The 18,212-nt window shown below is 33.1% G+C and carries 15 protein-coding genes; 12 read left to right on the top strand and 3 right to left on the bottom strand.

The window, feature by feature from the left end; genetic code table 11:
* The first annotated feature begins 7 nt into the window (after nucleotides 1-7).
* The 10 genes from flhA (at nucleotide 8) to N4T77_RS05695 (ending at nucleotide 9,005) form a co-directional block, all read left to right on the top strand.
* On the top strand, nucleotides 8-2,074 hold the full coding sequence (flhA, locus tag N4T77_RS05740; RefSeq protein WP_261670800.1) for a flagellar biosynthesis protein FlhA: 2,067 nt from the start codon (nucleotides 8-10) through the stop codon (nucleotides 2,072-2,074).
* Complete coding sequence (gene flhF / locus N4T77_RS05735) at nucleotides 2,074-3,273, top strand: flagellar biosynthesis protein FlhF (RefSeq protein WP_261670799.1); 1,200 nt, start codon at nucleotides 2,074-2,076, stop codon at nucleotides 3,271-3,273. Before flhA ends, flhF begins: the two co-directional genes overlap by 1 nt.
* Nucleotides 3,267-4,145 (top strand): MinD/ParA family protein, encoded by an 879-nt coding sequence (locus N4T77_RS05730; RefSeq protein ID WP_261670798.1) that lies wholly within the window; start codon nucleotides 3,267-3,269, stop codon nucleotides 4,143-4,145. Before flhF ends, N4T77_RS05730 begins: the two co-directional genes overlap by 7 nt.
* Before the next feature lie 13 nt (nucleotides 4,146-4,158).
* A complete protein-coding gene (locus N4T77_RS05725; protein ID WP_261670797.1) occupies nucleotides 4,159-4,833 on the top strand; it encodes a flagellar brake protein in 675 nt (224 codons plus the stop codon).
* 3 nt (nucleotides 4,834-4,836) lie between these two features.
* Nucleotides 4,837-5,568 carry a FliA/WhiG family RNA polymerase sigma factor gene (locus N4T77_RS05720; protein WP_261670796.1) on the top strand — a complete coding sequence of 244 codons (732 nt, stop codon included), beginning with the start codon at nucleotides 4,837-4,839 and terminating at the stop codon, nucleotides 5,566-5,568.
* A gap of 44 nt (nucleotides 5,569-5,612) precedes the next feature.
* Entirely contained in the window at nucleotides 5,613-6,221 is a 609-nt protein-coding gene (locus N4T77_RS05715) for a hypothetical protein (RefSeq protein ID WP_261670795.1), read from the top strand.
* Between the two features lie 38 nt (nucleotides 6,222-6,259).
* Nucleotides 6,260-6,421: a hypothetical protein gene (locus tag N4T77_RS05710; RefSeq protein ID WP_261670794.1), complete on the top strand. Its 162-nt coding sequence runs from the start codon at nucleotides 6,260-6,262 to the stop codon at nucleotides 6,419-6,421.
* Nucleotides 6,418-7,197: a flagellar hook-basal body complex protein gene (locus N4T77_RS05705; RefSeq protein ID WP_261670793.1), complete on the top strand. Its 780-nt coding sequence runs from the start codon at nucleotides 6,418-6,420 to the stop codon at nucleotides 7,195-7,197. Before N4T77_RS05710 ends, N4T77_RS05705 begins: the two co-directional genes overlap by 4 nt.
* Nucleotides 7,198-7,285: 88 nt before the next feature.
* Complete coding sequence (locus tag N4T77_RS05700; protein WP_261670792.1) at nucleotides 7,286-8,089, top strand: flagellar hook-basal body complex protein; 804 nt, start codon at nucleotides 7,286-7,288, stop codon at nucleotides 8,087-8,089.
* Between the two features lie 202 nt (nucleotides 8,090-8,291).
* Nucleotides 8,292-9,005, top strand: a complete 714-nt coding sequence (locus N4T77_RS05695; protein ID WP_261670791.1) for a hypothetical protein — start codon at nucleotides 8,292-8,294, stop codon at nucleotides 9,003-9,005.
* A gap of 38 nt (nucleotides 9,006-9,043) precedes the next feature.
* Here the strand turns inward: N4T77_RS05695 and N4T77_RS05690 are convergent, their stop codons facing one another.
* Nucleotides 9,044-10,684, bottom strand: a complete 1,641-nt coding sequence (locus N4T77_RS05690) for a putative manganese-dependent inorganic diphosphatase (protein ID WP_261670790.1) — start codon at nucleotides 10,682-10,684, stop codon at nucleotides 9,044-9,046.
* Between the two features lie 395 nt (nucleotides 10,685-11,079).
* Between N4T77_RS05690 and N4T77_RS05685 the strand changes: the two genes are divergently transcribed.
* On the top strand, nucleotides 11,080-13,626 hold the full coding sequence (locus N4T77_RS05685) for a calcium-translocating P-type ATPase, PMCA-type (RefSeq protein ID WP_396125089.1): 2,547 nt from the start codon (nucleotides 11,080-11,082) through the stop codon (nucleotides 13,624-13,626).
* Between the two features lie 42 nt (nucleotides 13,627-13,668).
* Here the strand turns inward: N4T77_RS05685 and N4T77_RS05680 are convergent, their stop codons facing one another.
* Entirely contained in the window at nucleotides 13,669-14,073 is a 405-nt protein-coding gene (locus tag N4T77_RS05680) for a hypothetical protein (protein WP_261670789.1), read from the bottom strand.
* Nucleotides 14,074-14,622: 549 nt separating this feature from the next.
* Here N4T77_RS05680 and N4T77_RS05675 point away from each other — a divergent pair.
* Nucleotides 14,623-16,965, top strand: a complete 2,343-nt coding sequence (locus tag N4T77_RS05675; protein WP_261670788.1) for an AAA family ATPase — start codon at nucleotides 14,623-14,625, stop codon at nucleotides 16,963-16,965.
* Nucleotides 16,966-17,024: 59 nt separating this feature from the next.
* On the opposite strand, the gene ychF is transcribed toward N4T77_RS05675, so the two are convergent.
* On the bottom strand, nucleotides 17,025-18,122 hold the full coding sequence (gene ychF / locus N4T77_RS05670) for a redox-regulated ATPase YchF (RefSeq protein ID WP_261670787.1): 1,098 nt from the start codon (nucleotides 18,120-18,122) through the stop codon (nucleotides 17,025-17,027).
* Between the last annotated feature and the right edge of the window lie 90 nt (nucleotides 18,123-18,212).

The raw sequence follows: 18,212 nt of genomic DNA, 5'->3' as shown, positions 1-18,212 counted from the left end.
TGATATTTTGGAAGGCAGCAGAAACAAGTTTAGCATAAAAAATAATGTGGATATAGTAATGGCTTTTGTGGTTATAGCTATAGTTCTTATGATTATAATACCACTACCTTCAGCATTATTAGACGTATTACTAGCCTTTAATATAACAATATCTGTAGTTATTATACTTTTAACCTTATTTACTACAGAAGTACTACAATTTTCAGTATTTCCAACCTTACTCTTAATTACAACTCTATTTAGACTAGCACTTAATATATCATCTTCAAGGCTTATACTTAAGGATGGTTTTGCAGGGGAAGTAATCGAGGCTTTTGGTAGCTTCGTTGTTGGTGGAAACTATATAGTTGGAATAATTATTTTCTTAATAATAGTAATAATACAATTTATAGTTATCACAAACGGTGCTGGTAGAGTATCAGAGGTATCAGCAAGATTTACGCTAGACGCTATGCCTGGAAAGCAGATGAGTATAGATGCAGATTTAAATGCAGGTATGATTGATGAAGCTGGGGCAAGAGAGAGAAGAAAGAAGCTTCAACAGGAAGCAGACTTCTATGGAGCTATGGATGGTGCTTCTAAGTTTATAAAAGGTGATGCCATAGCAGGGCTTATAATCACAGCAATAAATATATTAGCAGGTATTATATTAGGTGTAGTAATGCTGAATATGGATGCAGCTACTGCTGCTCAAACCTACACAAGACTTACAATAGGAGACGGTCTTGTAACCCAGGTGCCTGCTCTTTTAATATCTACAGCATCTGGTATATTGGTTACCCGTTCTGGTAATGATGAAAGCTTTGGAAGTCTTACAATTAGACAGCTTACTGGTTTTCCTAAGGTTATAGCAATGGCTTCAGTGGTACTTTTATTCATGGCTATGATACCAGGATTACCACATTTAGCTTTTTTTATCCTTTCATTGGCTTGTGGAGTTGCAGCATACCTTCTATATAAAGAAGAAAAAGAAAAGATTATTGAACAGATAGAAATAGAACAGCAGGAGATAACAGAAATAGAGAGTAAAGAGCCGGAAAATGTAATGAGTCTTATATCTGTAGAGCCTATGGAGGTTGAGATTGGTTATGGACTTATTCCGCTAGCAGATGAAAGCTCTGGTGGAGACTTGTTACAGAGAATAACCTCTGTTAGACGTCAATGTGCTATTGAGATGGGAATAGTAGTACAACCTATTAGAATAAGAGATAACTTGCAGTTAAAGACTAATGAGTATGTTTTAAAGATAAGGGGAACAGTGATGGCAAGGTCAGAATTAATGCCAAATATGCTGCTGTGTATGGATCCTACAAATAGTGAAGCGGAAATTCAAGGAATCAGAACAATAGAACCATCCTTTAATCTTCCAGCATTGTGGATAAATAAAGATCAAAGGGAAGAGGCTGAAATTAAAGGGTTAACAGTAGTTGATCCTACCACTGTTATGGTTACTCATTTAACAGAAACAATTAAGAATCACTCTTACGAATTGCTTGGAAGACAGGAAGTTAAGCTTATCGTAGACTCTGTTAAGGAAAAATACAGTGCTGTAGTTGAGGAGCTGATACCAGACCTTTTAACTATAGGAGAACTTCAAAAGGTACTTCAAAATCTTCTGAAGGAAAGAGTGCCTGTCAAGGATATGGTAACTATAATGGAGTCTTTAGCAGATAACTCAAGAACCACAAAGGATATTGAAGTTCTTACAGAATATGTTAGATTCGCCTTGGGAAGAAGCATATGCAATCCTCTTGTAGATGAAAATAGAAGTGTAACTGTAGTTACCTTAGATCCACAAATAGAGGATTTGATTGCTAATAATATACAGAAATCTATGCAGGGGTCATTCCCAGCAATAGACCCTGACACTACAGGAAGGATATTAAACTCTATAAAGAATACTCTTGATTCTGTATACTTTTATGAAAATCAGCCAGTAGTTTTGGTATCGCCTAAGGTAAGACCGGCTTTTAGAAAGCTTATAGAAATGGTATTCCCAGCAATAAATGTATTATCGCTAAATGAAATCCCAAATGATATAGAGATAAGAACGGAAGGGGTGATTTCCATATAATGATTATAAAAAAGTATGTAGTCAATAACATGAATGAAGCTATGACCCGGATTAGATATGAACTTGGAAAAGATGCAGTTATAGTAAGTCAGAGAAAAATAAAAAAAGGCGGCTTTTTAGGAATTTTTTCAAAGAAGATGTTAGAGGTCACAGCGGCAGTAGATAACAGTAAAGATGACAATTCAGAAGATATGCAGGAAAGTATTGAAGCAATAAAAAGATTGATGACAGATAAACTAGATGAAGAATTAAAAGGAAGCAAAACCTTCAATGAAATAGAAAGCAAGTATAAGTCTAAGATACAGATTGAAGAAAAGAAGGAAGAGGAAATTAAAGAATACAAGGCTGCAGATAATAGTAACAGTGAGGCAGTAATGAAAGAAATGCAGGAAATGAGAACTATGTTAAGCGAAATGATTAATATGTCTGCATCAGGAAGTATTAGTAAAAGTAAAATGGAGTTAAGATTAGAAAATTGCGACTTAGATCATAGAGTTATAAAAAAGATAACGGCAAAGATAAAAAATATGGAAGATGATAGGACAGAAGAGGAAAAACTTAGAGATATTGTAGAAAACATGATAGAAGTATCACCAAATAAGTTAGATAATGTAGTAGTTCTTGTAGGGCCTACTGGCGTTGGGAAAACTACTACTATTGCAAAACTAGCTGGAAGATTTGCTCTTATTGAAAAAAAGAAAGTAGGTCTTATTACAATTGATACCTATAGAATAGGGGCAGTAGAACAGTTAAGAACTTATGCTGATATTATGAATATACCTTTTAGGGTAGTATTCACTATGAAAGACATGGAAGCTGCAGTGGAAGCAATGGATGACTGTGATGTAATTCTAATAGATACCACAGGAAGAAGCAGTAAAAATACAATGCAAATTTCTGAGCTTAGGGCCTTTATAGATAAAGTTAATACAGATAACATTAATCTAGTTATAAGCTCTACTACAAAAAATAAGGATATTGAAGTAATAGTTAATGGTTATAAAGCATTAAATTATAATGGTATAATTATTACAAAACTTGATGAAACTTCAACCTATGGTTCTATATTAAATATACTAGAATGTGCAGAAAAACCTATAAGCTTTGTTACTACAGGTCAGAATGTTCCAGATGATATAAAGGTTATGACTTCAAAGGAGATAACCAATCTTATACTAGGAGAGGATGTTATATGCTAGATCAAGCACAAAGATTAAGACAATTGGCAGAAAAAGAAAATATAAAGAAAAAAAGTCCTAGTGGGGAGAAGTCAAAGCCCAGAATCATTACCGTTACTTCCGGAAAAGGTGGCGTAGGGAAAAGCAACTTTGTAGTAAATTTAGCTATAGCTCTTCAAAAAATGAATAAAAGGGTGTTCATATTTGATGCAGATATGGGAATGGGAAATGATGATGTATTAATGGGGTTTTTGCCTAAGTATAATGTCTACGACGTAATTTTTGGAGATAAAAAAATAGAGGATGTAGTGATAGAAGGTCCACAGGGAGTGAAACTTCTTCCAGGGGGAACTGGAATAACAAGATTGGAGGAAATTACACAGAGACAAAGAGATGAATTTTTAGATAAACTATCCTCTTTAGATAATTTAGACTATATAATCATGGACACTGGGGCAGGTATAAGTAAAACTGTATTAGGATTCATTGCTTGTTGTGAGGAATTAGTGGTTATCACCACTCCAGAGCCTACATCACTTACAGATGCATATAGTCTTCTTAAAGCTGTAAACTACTTTAAGATAAAAGATGCAGCAAAAGTAGTAGTTAATAGAACCATAGATAATGATGAAGGAAGACAAACCTTTAATAAGTTTGATAACGCGGTAAAGAAGTTTTTAAACATTAAGTTGGAGTATTTGGGCAATATTGCAGAGGATAAAAAATTGGTTCAAGCTGTGAGAAAGCAGCAGCCCTTTATAGTAGGATATCCAAATTCAGAGGCAGCTAGAGACATAATTTCTATAGCAGATACTATTTTAGGTCTACAATCAAATAAAAAGGGAAGTTCTGTACAGGACTTATTTAAAAAAATTTTTAATATTTTTTCGTAAGGAGTAATGGCATATGGATGTTAAGATACAGTTTTTAGTTAATAATAAAATAGAAATAGACTATAATGATGAGGCCTATAAGAGTAACATTCAAGATGTAACCGATGAATATATTGCAATAAGTATACCAGTACATGACGGAAAGTATCTGCCTTTGGCTAAAGGGGAAAAGGTTACAGGCTTATATTATTATGGGAAAGATATCTACAAATTTAACACAGTAGTAATAGGGAGAAAGATAGATAGAATATTATTGATAATGCTTAAAAAACCAGATACTGTAACAATTATACAAAGAAGAAATTTTGCAAGAGTACCTTTTATGTTAAATGTTTATTGTGCACTAATACGTACTGAAAAGAGTATAAATACTATTAACGATAACCAAATTGACTTTTTTGATGCATATACATTGGATATAAGTGGCGGAGGATTAAGAATCGCAGTTGATAGAAAACTAGAACACAAAATACAAAAGGGAAATATTCTAATGTTAACAATCCCTATAGATAACGAAAACTTAACTTTAGAAGCTAAAATCATAAGAGTTGAAAATGATAGAAAGAACCCTAAAATCATTTGTGGTTTAATATTCCTAGATTTAGATAGAAAAACAAGAGAGACTATAGTGAAATTAGTATTTGAAATTATGAGAAAACAAATGAGAAAGGGTGCAAAGGGGGACTAGCTTATGGCATTAGCAGATGGGCTTAATATAAAAGAGGAGTTGGTAAAAAAATATATACCATTAGTGAAGTATATAGCCTCTAGAGTTATAATAGGCAAAACGAAATATATTGAATATGAGGACTTAGTAAGCTATGGAATGGTTGGACTTATGGATGCTATTAATAAGTTTGATGATACTAGAGGAATGAAGTTTTCAACTTATGCTTCCATAAGAATAAAAGGTTCCATGATTGATGAATTAAGAAAAAATAGTCCTATTTCCAAAGGTGCTATGGATAAGCTTAATAGATATAATGATGCAGTAGATAAGCTGCAAAAGAAGCTTGGAAGAGAACCTGAGGATGAAGAAATATCACAGTTACTTCAGATATCCTTGAAGGAAATAATGGAGATAGAGAACTATATAAATTATATATCTATAGTTTCTTTAGAGGATTTAATATTCTCCGATGATGATGATATTCCTTTAATGGGAACCATAGAGGATGATAAAAGTCCAAGCCCTGAAAAAACCTTAGAGGAAAAGGAAGAACTAGAGTATCTAGCTAAGGCTTTAGACTTGCTAAATGAGAAGGATAAGACTGTTCTATCTTTATACTATTATGAGGGTTTAACTTTAAAGGAAATAGGAAAGGTGTTAACTGTATCTGAATCTAGAGTATGTCAGCTTCACAGTAGAGCTATTGTGAATTTGAGAAAGGCTATGATAAAGCTGAAGTATATAGAGCAGTGATTACCTACTGCTCTCAGTATAATAATTAAAAGAGGAGAAATAGTATGACAGTAATTGTCCTTATTATTATCGGAACATTATTAATAGTGTTAAATATTAATGCAATTAGAAAAGATAAGAAATCCTTTAAGGCCGTGCTAAATAATGAAGAAGATGACATAAGAGAATATGAAATTGAGATAGGTAAAATTAGAAGAGAGTTTTCCGAAACTGTATTAGAGCTTCAGAAGGAAATTCAGAATTTAAAAGATAAAAATGAAAGTGTTAATGATAATAGTGAAAAGGTAAGTATAGGAATAGAAAAAAGCAGTAAAAATGATACTTGGGGTAACGAAGAACTGGTAGAGCTTATACATAAGAGTGCCAATATAACACAAACAGAGGAAACGGACGACCTGTATACTATTAAGGTTAATAATAGAATTAAAGAAAGTTCTTCGCAATATGAGGAAAAATCAGAAGATAAAAATTTACATAATGAACTAAATAAATCAGGTATAATAGACGAAAATAATAGTGAAAAACATAATACAGTTAGGGTTAATGAAATTAGAGAATTGCTAGGGGCCGGTTATAATGTTGAAGAAATCGCTGAAAAGATCGGTGTAGGTAAGGGGGAAGTACTATTAATAAAAGAGTTATATATAAAATAAAAACCTTATTTGATTTTTTAAGTGATAGGAAGATACTAGTGGGAATAGGAATAGGAATGGTATTATCTACCCTTATTATGACCGGTGTAAAAGTTAATTATCAGATGAGCAAAAGTCAAATTGAGGATAAAGCCAGGGGTATGGGCATGGTCTATCCAGAAGAGGTTAAAGTAATAAATGATAAGGGTGTGAGCAAATGATAAGAAGTCTTTATACTTCCATATCAGGAATGATAACTCAAGAAGCAAAACAGGATGTAATAACAAATAATTTAGCAAATGCAAATACTGTAGGCTTTAAAAGTGATAATTTATCAATAAGAAGATTTAATGATGTGTTAATAGAAAATTATGATAAAAAAGTAGGAGATAAAAATGTGAAAAATGTAATAGGCTCCTTAAGTCAAGGCAGTAAAATAGATTCTGTTAACACAAATTTCACCCAGGGAATGATTCAAACCACTGAAAAACCTACGGATTTTGCAATAGAGGGAAACGGTTTCTTTGTGGTACAGAGGAATGATGGAACTGGTAATGGTCAGTATTATACAAGGGATGGACACTTTCATGTGAATTCTCAGGGTATCCTTGTAAATGATTCGGGAGACACTGTGATGGCTAGAAATTTGCAGACAGGAGAGCTTGGATCAATTAATGTAGGTAATGGAAAAATGGCAACGGATGTCTATGGCAATATGAGCATCGATGGAACTAGACTATATAAGTTGTATACTGTAGACTTTGCAAATTATGGTCAGTTGACAAAGGCAGGGGACAATCTTTATCAAGGAAATAATCCAACAGAAAATAATGCATTAGTTAAACAAAACTCCTTAGAAAGATCTAATGTAAATGTCATAAATGAAATGACTAATATGATAACTACTATGAGATCCTTTGAAACTAATCAAAAAATTATTCAATCATTAGATGAAACTTTATCAAAGTTAGTAAACGAGGTAGGAAGTGTTAGATAGAACAGTGAATAGTTAGCTCATAAGTGATTATTATGCACTTACTAGCTTTTAACTCTGTGCTTATATGACTAAAAAAGAGGTGAACAATATGATAAGGGCTTTATGGAACAGCAGAAGTGCTATGAGTGCACAACAGGAAAAGTTGGACAGCATTTCTAATAATCTTGCTAATGTTAATACAGTAGGATATAAGAGAGAAGATGTAAGTTTTCAGGATTTAGTTTATGAGACTTTAAACAGAAAGGGCTATCCTAATAATGGGAATAATCCTAATGAGCCATTAAATGGCAGTGGTGTAAGAGCAACTGAGTGGATTAGAGACAATAGTCAGGGGGTTCTAAGAGAGACAGGCGTTAAAACAGACCTTGCTATTGATGGAGAGGGACTTTTTAGAGTTACTTTACCAAATGGTAATAAAGCCTATGAAAGATCAGGAAGCTTTAATGTAGATTCAAATGGTGATATTGTAGATAAAAATGGAAATAGGTTAGATATAGATTTTACTGAGGAGGGAGCAGAGCTATTTAATTCCGGAGCAACTTTCTCAGAAAACAATCTCATAGTTGAAAAGAATGGAGATGTTTTTGTAAATATACAAAATAACACAGAGGAAAGAAGCGTTCTTTACGGAAAAATAAATATATACAGCCCAATTGGACAAAATTCTTTAAGTTCCATAGGGGAAAACCTATATGTACCTAATGCAGGCACTCAGATGAACGGAGCTCTGGATTCAGATATAAGGCAGGGATTTTTAGAGGAGTCCAATGTAGATGTTGCTAAAGAGTTAACGGATATGATAGTAGCCCAAAGATCCTTTGAGCTTGGTTCAAGGGGACTTAAGACTGCAGATGAAATGTGGGGACTTATTAACAGCATGAAGGGAAGATAGCAAAAAATTATTTATAATATTCCATATTTAAAGTTACTTAAAAATTAGATAAAATTGAAAATATAGCGAAGCCTGTACTTTAAATGAAGTATAGGCTTTTTAAATAGTCCTATATTATCATTATACTGTTTTTTATTTTTGTAAATATATGACAACGTGGTACATATAATATAATGATGTTAAGTTTTAGGAGGATTATTTAATGAGAAATAAATATTATGAAAGTGATTACAGTATGGCTGTGGATGGCTGTCCAATGATGGATGAACATATGGGTTATAATTGTAATTGTGGTATGCAGTATATGGATGATATGGGAGTAGATCCGTCAATGATGAGAATGCCATATCCACCATTAGAATGGGGAGGACAGTGCCCGGCGATGGGAATGTCCTACTCACCAATGGAAATGCAGTGCCCAATGATGGCAATGTTCTGCCCATCTATGGGGGTTCAGTGTCCGATGATGGGAATGTCCTATTCACCAATGGAGATGCAGTGCCCAATGATGGGAATGCCATATCAAACCATGGGAGCCCAGTATCCACCTATGGGAATGCAGCAGCCAACGATGGGAACAGAATATTCACCTATGGAAATACAGCAGCCAATGATGGGAACAGAATACTCACCTATGGGAATGCAGCAGCCGATGATGGGAACAGAATATTCGCCTATGGGAATGCATCAGCCAATGATGGAAACAGAACATACATCTATGGAGATGCCATGTCCACCGATAGGAATGGGGACGCAGCAGCAACCTATATATCCAGATGTTCAAATGGAAAAGTTAAACCCATTATATGAAGAGTTAGAGGGAATAGAGGAAACAAATATGCTAGAAGACTTACCTAAGCTAGGAATGGGAGACATAAAGATGCAAGAAATAGATGTTAGTGAAATAGAAGATTAAATAGAAAGAAAGGTGCCCCATTAGAGGCACCTGAGCTTTTATTTTTGTGCAGTCATTGCTGCAGTTAATGGTGGTATAACCTGTTTCTTTCTTGAAAGAACTCCTGGTGCATAAGCACTAGTGCCTTCAAGAGTGACGTTAAAGGCTCTTGAAACTGCATCCTTATGATCTCCAACAGCTATTAATTCTGAACCGCCCTTTAATATGTCTGTTACAAGTAATAGAACTAATCCATATCCATCACTTGAGGCTGTTTTCTCCATTAACTCAATAACATCTTTTCTTACTTTTTCAAAACCCTCTGTATCCATAGTTGAAATTTGTCCTACACCAACCTTAACATCACCCATAGTAAATGGCTTGAAGTCTTGGTTAAGTATTTGTGCTGGTGTTTTTCCTTCTAGAGATGAACCAGCTATAAACATTTCAGTAGCAAACTTTTCAGGATTTATATCAGCTATACTAGCAAGTCTTTCTAGAATAAGCTTATCTGTGTTAGTTGCAGTAGGTGATTTAAACAGTAATGTATCTGAAATAATAGCAGCGCATAAAAGTCCAGCAATTTTTTTAGATGGTCTTATGCCATTTTCAAAGAATCTAGAAGCAACTATTGTTGCAGTACATCCTACTGGTTCGTTTCTAAAGTATATAGGGGAACCGGTTTGAACTCCACCTATTTTATGGTGATCTATTATTTCTAGTATTTCAGCGTCCTCAAGGCCGTGAACAGATTGAGCCTTTTCATTGTGATCTACAAGAATAACCTTCTTTTTGCTTTCAGATATTAAATGATATCTTGAAATGCTTCCTACTATTTTATTTTCAGAATTTACTACTGGATAACTTCTGTATCTAGTTTGAAGCATAACCTCTCTTACATCATCGATTAAATCATCAGTTTTAAAAGATACAAGATTATCCTTAGTCATTACGTGGCTTACAGGTATACTTTGAGGAATTAATCTTGCAGAAGTAAAAGTATCATAAGGTGTAATTATCACTGAGCAGTGGCAATCTTTAGCCTTTTGAAGTATCTCATCATTTACCAGATGGTTACCTGTTACTACTATTAAAGAAGCACCACATTTAAGAGCAACATTTTGAGCATCTTCTCTATTGCCACAGATTACCATATCACCTTTATCTATAAATTCTCCAGCACTTTCTGCATCCATTGCAGCAACTACTACTTTTCCCGTAAATTTAGGATTCTTCTCTGAAGCATATAGACACTTAGCAGAAAGCGTATCTACTATGTTTTCAAGTTTTGTACCGCTTTTTTCTATTACATTAGTATCCCATATATCCATGTAAGATGAAGTTAAGTTTGATTGAGAAGCAAGACCAACAAGTTTATCTTCATCATCTACCACAGGAACAGTTTTAACATTGTTTTTTCTTATCATTGACCAAGCTGTTTTTAGTGAAGTTTCAGGTGCAATAGGTGTAACACCATCAATATCTAGGTCAGCTATTTGTGTCTTAACTGTTTCAACTAGTTTAGGCGCTTTAACTCCAAAGTAATCAAGTACAAATTGAGTTTCTCTGCTAACCTCTCCTAATCTTATAGGAATAGCATTTACTCCCATCTTGTTTTTAAATTCAGCATAAGATACAGCAGAACAAATAGAATCTGTATCTGGATTTCTATGTCCTGTTATGTATACTACATCGTTCATTTATCAGTTCCTCCTAATCATATATGTAATTCATCATAAAAAACCTCTTTGCATATTTATAATAATATTAGCAACAGACAATAATCATTATCATAAATAAAGTACATATATATTATATACAATCACAAAATTTTATCAAACATATTTTAACAAAAAATTTGAATTTACAGTTGCTATTTTTAAATTTCTTATATATATGAATTAATGATATCTCTTAGTTTTTGCTTTTAGGAAAGTGCAATTTCCTAATTATAAAGCATAATATTTTAACATAGAGTCTCATATATTTAATTAATGAAGGATAAGGAGGAAAGCTTTAACACTATAGTTCTGTGAGTAAATGAAGGAAGTGTTAACCTAATTAAACAGAGCTAAAAAATACATTGCTTGGAGGGATGAAATTGATAAATGAAAGGGACTTACAAAGCGGGCTAACACAAGCTGAAGCCGCAAGAAGGCTTAAAAAGTATGGACCAAACAGATTAGAAAAAAAGAAAAAAATATCTCCTGCTAAGATATTTTTCTCTCAATTTAATGATTTTATAGTATGGGTACTTATTGTAGCTACTGTTATATCTGGAATAATGGGAGAGAAGGCTGATGCTGTTACCATATTAATAATAATTATAATGAATGCAGTATTAGGCTTCATACAAGAGTATAAAACAGAAAAGTCTTTAGAGGCCTTGAAAGAATTAGCTGCACCTACAGCTAAGGTAATAAGGGATGGAAATATAAAAGTAATAAATGCAGAGGATTTAGTTGTAGGGGACTTAGTTGTATTAGAAAGTGGTGACAGAATACCAGCAGACTGTATGATGGTAGAAGACAGTAACTTTATGACAGATGAATCTCTTTTAACCGGTGAATCAATAGGTGTTGAAAAAAGTTCAAGAGGTAATAACAGTTCAATATACATGGGTACTATAGTTCTTACTGGAAAAGGCAAAGCTAGAATCATACAAACAGGCATGAAGACAGAAATGGGTAAAATAGCTGGAATGTTAAATAGTATTGAAGGAGAAAAATCCCCTCTTAAAAAGAGACTTGATTCTTTAGGAAAAATACTTGTAGTGCTTTGTTTAGTTATATGTGCTATTGTGACACTAACCGGCATATGGAGAGGGCAGGATATGTATGAAATGTTCCTTCTAGGTGTTAGCTTGGCAGTTGCTGCTATTCCAGAAGGACTTGCAGCTATAGTTACTGTAGCCTTAGCACTTGGTGTTTCTAGGATGTTAAAAAGAAATGCTTTAGTTAGAAAACTACCAGCAGTAGAAACCTTAGGCTGTACATCTATAATATGTAGCGATAAAACTGGTACTTTAACAGAAAATAAAATGACGGTAAAAGCTCTTTATTTTGATGGGAAAGTTTACAAAGTGGACAAAGAGTCAGTTCCAGAAAATTTATTGTTAAAAAAAGCTTTTACATACTGTAATGATTGTAACTTTGATTTTAAAGAAAGCAGCATTACGAAAAGCTTATTTGGTGATCCTACAGAAACTGCTTTAATTAAGGGTTTTTTTGCAGCCACCAAGGATTTGAAGGTTTTCTTAGATAGGGCTAAGAGAGTATACGATATTCCCTTTGACTCTGATAGGAAAATGATGTCTGTAATAATGAAAGAAGGAAATAAGGAAACTTGCTACGTAAAAGGAGCACCAGAAAGAATAATAAATAGATGTAAATATATATTGGATAGAGGAGAAGTAAAGCTATTTACATCAGATCAAAGACAAAGAGTACTAAAGGCAGTGGAAAGTATGTCTTTCGACGCTTTAAGATGTATAGCAGGAGCCTACAAGGATGAAGGTATTATAAAAGGTAAAGGTTTAGAGGAAAATTTAGTTTTTGTAGGTATCGCAGGAATTATTGATCCGCCAAGAAGAGAAGCAAAGGAAGCAGTTTTAAAGTGTAAAATGGCAGGTATTAGGGCTGTAATGATAACAGGAGACCATAGGAATACAGCTTTTGCTATAGGTAAACAGCTGGATATATGTAAAGACCAATCACAGGTTATTACAGGAGAGGAGTTAGACAGTCTAAGCGACAAACAATTGGCAGCGAAGGTTGACAACATATCTATCTTTGCTAGAGTAAGTCCAAATCACAAATTAAGAATTGTGAAGGCTTTTAAGTCTAAAAATAAAATAGTGGCAATGACTGGAGATGGTGTAAATGATGCACCAGCAGTTAAGGAAGCTGACATAGGGATTTCAATGGGTATATCTGGTACAGACGTAACTAAGGAAGCCTCCTCAATGATACTACTGGATGACAACTTTGCTACAATAGTATCAGCAGTGGAAGAGGGAAGAGTAATCTACGATAACATAAGGAAATTTATAAGATATCTTCTTTCCTGTAACCTAGGCGAAGTGTTAACTATGTTCTTAGCATCACTCTTTTATTTAGATACACCGCTTTTACCAATACAAATCTTATTGGTAAACCTTGCCACTGATGGACTTCCAGCTATGGCATTAGGAGTAGACCCACCGGATGGAGATATAATGAGTGGGAAGCCTAGGCCTAAAAATGAGAGTATATTTGCTAGAGGATTAAGTGAAAAAATAATAGTAAGAGGTTCTCTAATTGGTGTTTGTACCGTCCTTGCATTCTTGGCTGGAAAATACTATGGATATGACTTAAGGACCTGTAGAACCCTTGCACTTACCACTCTAGTAATGTCTCAGCTTATACATGTTTTCGAGTGCAGGTCAGAGCGACATTCTATATTTGAAATAAAATTATTTACTAACCCATACCTGGTAGGAGCGGTAGCTATATCTATAACCATGATACTTTGCGTGCTTTATATTCCATTTATGCAAGCGGTATTCCACACATCAGCGCTTCATATTGGACAGTGGGGAATAGTACTATTCTTCTCTGGAATAATAGCACTGGTTAATAGTTTGTATTTATACTTTAAATAAAGAATAAAAAAGATTAGAATTGCTAGGCAATTCTAATCTTTTTTATTTTATTCTCTGTACTCTCTGAACCTTTTGCATTTTTCCTTCCATAGGAACCAAGTCTTTCTTAGTTGTCATATTTCTAATATTAATCATTTCTATCTGCTCACTATTTTGTTTGCCTTTTTTGCCTTTTAGACCCTGAACTAACACAAGATTTCCTTGATTTACTGGTATAAATTCAGGTTTTTTAAACCATCTATTTCTCATATATATACATTTGGTTATGTTCTTACTTCTCTCAGGTCTTACTAGAAGTGTGACAGTAAGCTTATTGAATACCCATAATATTGTTTTTTCAGTAACTTTAACAGACACAACAGTACCTTGCACTTGAGTAAGTCTATCACCATACTTTTTTAAATAAGATTTTGTGTAATATTGAGCAATTTTTTCTTTTAAACTCATGTTTTTGACTCCTTTACGTTAAAATTTATCTGATAGCTAAGCGCCTCCAATAATTACGCCTTTGTCTTTGTTACCGAGAACTTGATAACCATTTAAGCTAAAGGCATTTTCCATGATTAAATTATACCTTATTTGCTATACTTTGAAAGTCCCAGTAGAATTTTATGTATATTATAACACAGTATTGACCTTTTTAAAATATAATGGATTACTTTTGTTATAGTTTTACCATTAACTTATTGATAGATGTATAGAATATAAATATTTTATTTACCATGTAAATTGAAAAAGGAATTTTTAAAATAATGTTGAATGTTTATATAGTATATAGATGTCTATCCTAGAGCTTTATGTAATATTAATAAAAAGATAATAACCATATTAGTTTAGGATAGAGGAAAGTAATTATGGGAGAACAGTGGGATAATAGGGTTTAACTTTAAGTTTAAAAAGAAATTTAAAGTTAAACTCTATTTTTTTATATTTTTTGTACCTAAATATTATTTTAAAGAATATTATTATAGTAAGCGGTAAAAAGGGGGATGAGATATGAACAGAGAATTAATACCTCAGGAGGTCATCTACGACTTTAAGGTTGATACTATAGGCTTAAGAGGGGATTTTAATAGTATGCCTGAGTATGATCAAGTATATGAAAAAATAAAAACTGCTTTGGAAATAGATAAGGAAGGATATAATATTTATCTTATAGATGATTTTTCAAAGGACAAATTAGAAAAAATAATAGAATTTGTAAAGAAAAATCTTAAAACAAAGGATAAACCTCAGGATATATGCTATGTTGTTCATAATGATGAAAAGGTTCCAGAAGCCATATTTTTACCCGGTGGAAAAGGCATGAAATTAAAGGAAACTGTTGAGAATATACAGAAGTTTTATTTGGAAACAACCTACGACTTTTATAATAGCTCTTCAAACAAGGAAAAGGAAACTATAGTTGACAATCTTCAAAAAACAAGAGGAAACTTGATAAGTAAGCTTGTTAAAATGGCAGAAGATGATGGTTTTACTATGAAAGCTACTCAAAACGGATTTACATTTATTCCCCTTAAGGAAGAAGGGGAGTTAATGGGGGAAGAAGATTATGACACCTTAAAATCTGAAGAAAAGGAAGACATACTAACTAAGGTAAACAGCTTGAAAAGTAATGCTCAGGAAGTATTAGATGAGTTAAGAGATATTGAATTACTGGAAGTTGAAAAAATAAAAAAGATAATGGAAGAGTATTATAAAACAAAGGCAAAAGAACAAAGAAAAGAGTTTTTAGAGGAGTTTTCAGAAAATCAACATATTGTAGAACTTTTAAATGATATCTGTGACGATATAGAAAAAGAGATAGTAGAGATATATTCTATAAGCTATGAAGATGATGAAGAGGAGATAAATGGGGTAATCTACAGATATGTGGTTAATGTTTTAGTAGATAATAGTGAAAATGATACTCCGCCAGTAATTTTTGAAGAAGATCCTAACATTAACAACCTACTTGGAAGTATAGAATATGAAAATAAAAATGGAACTTATATTACAGATGTAAGTTTAATTAAGGCAGGCTCATTTTTGAAAGCTAACGGTGGCTGTCTAATATTAAGGTTAAGTAGTCTTTTAACTAATTCCTCAGCTTACTACTATTTTAAAAAGTCATTAATAAGTGGAAAGGTAGATTTAGATTATAACAGGGGATATTTAGAACTTTTATCTCTTAGTGGATTAAAACCAGAACCTGTAAACTTTAATGTGAAAATAATACTTATAGGAGACTATAACACTTATGATTTACTTTATTCCTATGATGAAGATTTTAAAAAAATATTTAAGATACGAGCAGAGCACAATTCTACCTTGGATATTAATAATGATACAAAGCAAGCTTTTTTTGAGAAACTATCAGATATATGCCAAAGCAATAACCTTCATGGGCTTACAGATGAAGCGGTGAAGGAGTTAGCAAAATTCTCATCAAGAAAAGCGGAAAATAAAAATAAATTATATATTGATGAATATGAATTAGGAAGGGTACTAATGCTTGCAAATAACAAGGTGGAAAGGGAGCAAAGAGCATTTATAGAGGACTATGATATAATTGATACAGTTTATGAAGAAGAGCTAATTGAGAGGGAAATAGATGAAAGTTATAAAGATAATAAAATATTTATCAATGTAAAAGGAAAGTTAATAGGTCAAGTAAATGGACTATCTGTTATAGATACAGGATATTTTAGTTTTGGCAAACCAATAAGAATAACCTGTTCCTGTTATAAAGGAACAGGAAATATAGTAGATGTACAAAAAGAGAGTGATTTAAGTGGAAAAATTCATAATAAAGCTATAAATACCTTAAAGGGATTTATGAATACATTAATGGGTGGATATGAAAAGCTTCCTGTAGACTTTCATCTAAGCTTTGAGCAGCTATACGGAAAGATAGATGGAGATAGTGCTTCTGTGGCTGAAATAATATCTATGATATCCGCCTTTAGCAAAATACCAGTAAAACAAAATGTAGCAGTCACAGGTTCTATAAACCAATTTGGGGAAGTGCAGCCAATTGGCGGTGTAAATGAAAAAATAGAAGGCTTCTTCAAGATATGCAAGTTAGTAGATACAATAAAGGGAAAAGGAGTACTAATACCAGAATCAAATGTAAACAGCCTAGTTCTGAATAGGGAAGTTGAAGAAGAAATTAAGAAGGGAAACTTTCATATATACTCCATGTCTCATATCAAAGATGCAGTGGAAGTGCTAATAGGAGATAAAAATATAGGTTATAGAGAAGTTATGGAGGAATTAGAGAAAGAAAGTAAAAAGTATTTTGGTAAGAGAAGTACCAGAAAAAGCTCTACTACTAGAAGAAAGAAGAAGGAAGAGTAAGTTATTAGTGGACAGTGAAGAAATCTCTACTTACACTGTCCATTTATAAAGCCTGCTATTTAAACATTGAATCTAAAATGTACAACATCTCCGTCTTGCATAACATATTCTTTACCTTCAAGTCTAAAATATCCTTTTTCTTTAGCGGCAGCTTCTGAGCCGGATTCCACTAGTTTATCATAGGAAATTACTTCAGCTCTAATAAAGCCTTTTTCAATATCAGAGTGGATTTTACCTGCAGCTTGAGGAGCCTTTGTGCCTATTTTTATAGTCCAAGCTCTTGCTTCTTGAGGACCTACAGTTAAAAAGCTCATAAGGCCAAGAAGTTTATAGCTAGCATGTATTAGTTTATCAAGACCGGATTCTTCTAAGCCGTATTCTTCAAGCATTTCTTTCTTTTCTTCTTCATCTAAAGTAGACAGCTCTTCTTCGATTTTAGCAGAAATAACTACAACTCCTGAATTTTCACCAGCGGCAAATTCTTTAACTCTCTTTACATAGTCATTTTCTAATCTGCCAGATACTAAATCATCTTCAGAAATATTTGCTGCATATAATACCGGTTTTGTTGTAAGTAAGAAGAAGCCGTTTACCACTTCTGATTCATCTTCAGTTAAATCTAAAGTTCTAACCGGTTTTCCTGCCTCAAGATGCTCCTTAATTCTTATCATTAAATCATATTCAGCCTTTGCTTCTTTATTTCCACTTCTAGCAAGCTTAACTACTTTTTCTATTCTTCTATCCATAACCTCTATGTCGGAGAAGATAAGCTCAAGTCCTATAGTTTCTATATCACGAATTGGGTCAATAGATGCGTCTACGTGAACTATGTTAGGGTCATCAAAGCATCTTACTACATGAACTATAGACTCAACCTCTCTTATATGTGATAAGAATTTGTTTCCAAGACCTTCTCCCTTACTTGCACCTCTAACTAATCCAGCTATATCATAAAATTCTATAGCTGTGTGTATTTTCTTTTTAGAGCCATACATTTCTGCAAGCACATCTAATCTTTTATCTGGAACACTAACTACACCTACGTTTGGTTCAATTGTACAGAAGGGATAATTAGCAGATTCTGCTCCTGCCTGAGTTATAGCATTAAATAAAGTGCTTTTACCAACATTAGGTAAACCGACAATTCCAAGTTTCATTTATGTACATCCTTTCTCATCTTTGTATTAACTATTTAAATCTATTAAATTATACTCTACAAAGAAAGGCATTTCAAGATAATTGACAGT

It is taken from the genome of Clostridium sp. CX1, assembly GCF_025398335.1.
In the GTDB taxonomy this organism is placed as follows: domain Bacteria; phylum Bacillota; class Clostridia; order Clostridiales; family Clostridiaceae; genus Clostridium_AM; species Clostridium_AM tanneri.
The sequence above is the reverse complement of the archived record's forward strand: the minus strand, read 5'-3'. Positions and strand labels throughout refer to the sequence as shown.